Source organism: Candidatus Harpocratesius sp., from assembly GCF_054039255.1.
This window is the reverse complement of the sequence record NZ_JBPLBG010000040.1, coordinates 1-3,079: the sequence shown is the minus strand read 5'-3', so window position 1 is coordinate 3,079 and position 3,079 is coordinate 1. Positions and strand designations below refer to the sequence as shown.

2 protein-coding genes are annotated in these 3,079 nt (G+C 33.5%); both read left to right on the top strand.

The genetic code is table 11. From position 1 onward, the window contains the following. On the top strand, nucleotides 1-227 hold a 227-nt coding region (locus ACXLDF_RS09625; protein WP_457558306.1), incomplete at its 5' end, for a helix-turn-helix domain-containing protein. A 584-nt stretch (nucleotides 228-811) separates the two neighbouring features. After that, nucleotides 812-2,983, top strand: a complete 2,172-nt coding sequence (locus ACXLDF_RS09620) for a DEAD/DEAH box helicase (protein ID WP_457558305.1) — start codon at nucleotides 812-814, stop codon at nucleotides 2,981-2,983. Nucleotides 2,984-3,079: the final 96 nt, after the last annotated feature.

The following is a 3,079-nucleotide window of genomic DNA, read 5'->3' as shown; positions in this document are numbered from 1 at the left end:
GTGAGAGTGAATACATTACCCTGAAAGATTTGCCGCCCCATGCCTGTATGGGCGTTTCCATGGAATATGCCGACGATCTGAAAACATCGGTTCGCAATTTTGAGAAACAGCATATTCTGGCAATTCTTAAACGGGTTGATAACGATAAAAACAAGTGCGCGGAAATCCTGGGCATCGGTTTGTCGTCCCTGTATCGTAAAATCGACGAGCTGGGCATTAAACTGTAATATCTGTTCTGGCCGGGTTTTTTATCAATTGTCGGGATGGATCAGATATGAGATTTTAGATGTGAGATTTTTGATTTTAGATTTTTCGGCGGGTGCGGCCGGCAACAAACCTGTGTGGCGATTTGAAATTTGAAATTTGCTCCGAAGGTCACAAAGGACTCCTGATGGAGAGTTCCTGTTGGAACAATCTGCATTCCGCAATGAAACCGCCTTATCCCCTTATTTCCTTATTCCGTATGTCCTTATTCCGTATTCCCTTATCCTCTTTTAAAAATCTTTGCAATCTTCCAATGAGTTGTAATCAAAGGCCGATTTAATGTAGATCGGCGGACAATTTATTGTTGCTTATTATTAAAATTAGAAATAATATTTACCGAACTATGGCTTTCATTACCACCAAAATGGTTTTTTATTGTTGGCTCCTTTGAAATTGTGTATTGGAGCGGTATTGGGGAAAATATCTGATAACAGATGTTTTAAACAGAAACTTGAAAATATAGCCATTAGTCTAAGATAAATTGTGCGTGATAGATGTGTATTAGCCAGCTATAAAAAACCTAGGTAAAAAAGGAATATCTGAAAATTTGGGAAAACAACTTCATAGTGGATATATTCTTAGTTCGGTAAAAAAAGCCACAGCTAAATTTGATAAAACAATCGATTTTTCTAGTTTATTAGAACAACTATCCTGCTTCGAAATTGAACACGATTTTAATATCCATCCTATTGAAGATTCGATAGTAATGGTTTTAAATAATTTTCTTTCCCGTGGTTTACCAACTCTTCCTTCCATTTTCATTGAAGATCTATTTTCTGAAACATTGAAAATATCTGAAAAAGAACTAAATAGAAAAACCGGTGAAATTATTTATAATGGAAATAGTAGGTTACAAGAGAATATAAATTTAATTTATAAATCATTTTTTATCGTCGAGCCAAGAATTAACAAAGATTTTAAGCCTACCTTCAATTTTAAATCTTGGGAAGAACATAACAGTAGTGAATATGAAGAATTGTTTTTTAACTCAATATTACCGGATAAATTTCACAACTCTTTACGACAACTAATAGAACCTCAAAGAACTATCAAAAGCATACTAAATTATTCAGACAGAACTTTTAATAGACTTGGCGCTCGGTTGGGAAATCAGAAAAATGATTTTTACAATCAAAAAGTTGATTTTAGTTTTGAATTTCCAAGTGTAAAAAATTTTGCAACAGGTTTAGTAATTGAAATTGATGGCTGGCAACATAAAATAGAACCCCAAAAAACTTTAGATGAAAAAAGAGATTCAGTTGTAAACAGAATTGGTTGGGCGCCAACCGTTCGCTTTTGGACAAATGAATTGGAATCAGTTCCAAATAATAAGATTAAACGAATCAATAAATTTTTAAAACATCCATATTCCGTCCAAATCAGGAAAAATTATGATAAACCAATCTGGACGAAAAAATTTGGGCTTGAAGCTTTACAAATAGCATTATCACCCTTTGCAATTGCACGCCTTCAGAAAACAATTCTATTTTTAATTTCATCAGGAACTCTAAGTCTGAAGACAGAATCTTGGAATTTGGCAATAATCGAAAGAGATGTCCCCTGCGCATTGCTTGCTATTGAAGATTTAATTCAACTTTTTCAGAATATTTTTTCATTAGAAGGTAAAGGCAGAAGCTTGCCTGAAATAAAATTAAAAATCTTTAATACAGATGAATTTAAATCTTGTCAACTTAACGATGGTATTGAAACGGAATCTATAGAGAATTTTCGACCGCAGGATTTTTACGATGCAATAATAGATATTTCGGTTCTTCAAAGAGAAGGCTTTGATTATCCGAATAATATTGATTTAAATAAAAATAAATATTATATAAAAATTCGCTCTTGCCATTCTTTAAAAGAAAATCGTTTAATTCAATCGTCAAAACCAATTAAATATATTATTCCGGAAGAAGACCAGCCAGAACCATTAGTTTACTTTTTAAGAAATATATTCCGCAAAATTAATTTCCGAGAAGGTCAGGTAAATATTCTTAAAAAAACGCTTTCTCTTGAAAATGTAATAGCTCTCTTACCCACTGGGGCAGGTAAGTCTCTTACTTATCAATTGTCAGCATTGTTGCAGCCAGGGATTGTATTAATTGTAGATCCCTTAAAATCTTTAATGCGGGATCAAAATGATAATTTAAAAGCAGCAGGGCTGGATTCCACTGCATTTATTAATTCTTCTATCAGCGCTAATGAACGGGCGGACGTTAGTGAAAAAATGGTTAAGGGATTCTATCAATTTGTTTTTATTTCCCCCGAGAGACTTCAGATTGCTGAATTTCGAGAATATCTGGAATCTATGATAGATACTTTTTTCACTTATTGCATAGTAGATGAAGCCCATTGCGTTTCTGAGTGGGGGCACGATTTTAGAACGGCATATTTGCGTTTAGGAAAAAATGCCAGAAAATATTGTAAAACACTTACTAAAGAAATTCCAATTATTGGCTTAACCGGAACTGCTTCATTCGATGTCTTGGCGGATGTCCAGCGGGAATTAGATATTGGCGATGAATCGGCTATTGTCGCGCCTTCAAAATATGAACGTAAAGAGTTGAATTTTAAAATTATAGATGTGGGTAAAATTGATACCCCGGAAAATGCCGATGAATTTACAATAAAAGAATTGGTGGCAGACAAAAAACAAAATTCTTTATATTATTTATTAAACGATATTCCAGGTCATATCCAAAAGTTAGTTGAAAATTAATTTTGAATATTGGTGAGGTTTTCATTTTTTTATCTGTTTCTCTATTTCAGTTTGAATTCTCTCTGCCATTCTGTTCAGGTGACGATAGTTGTTGAT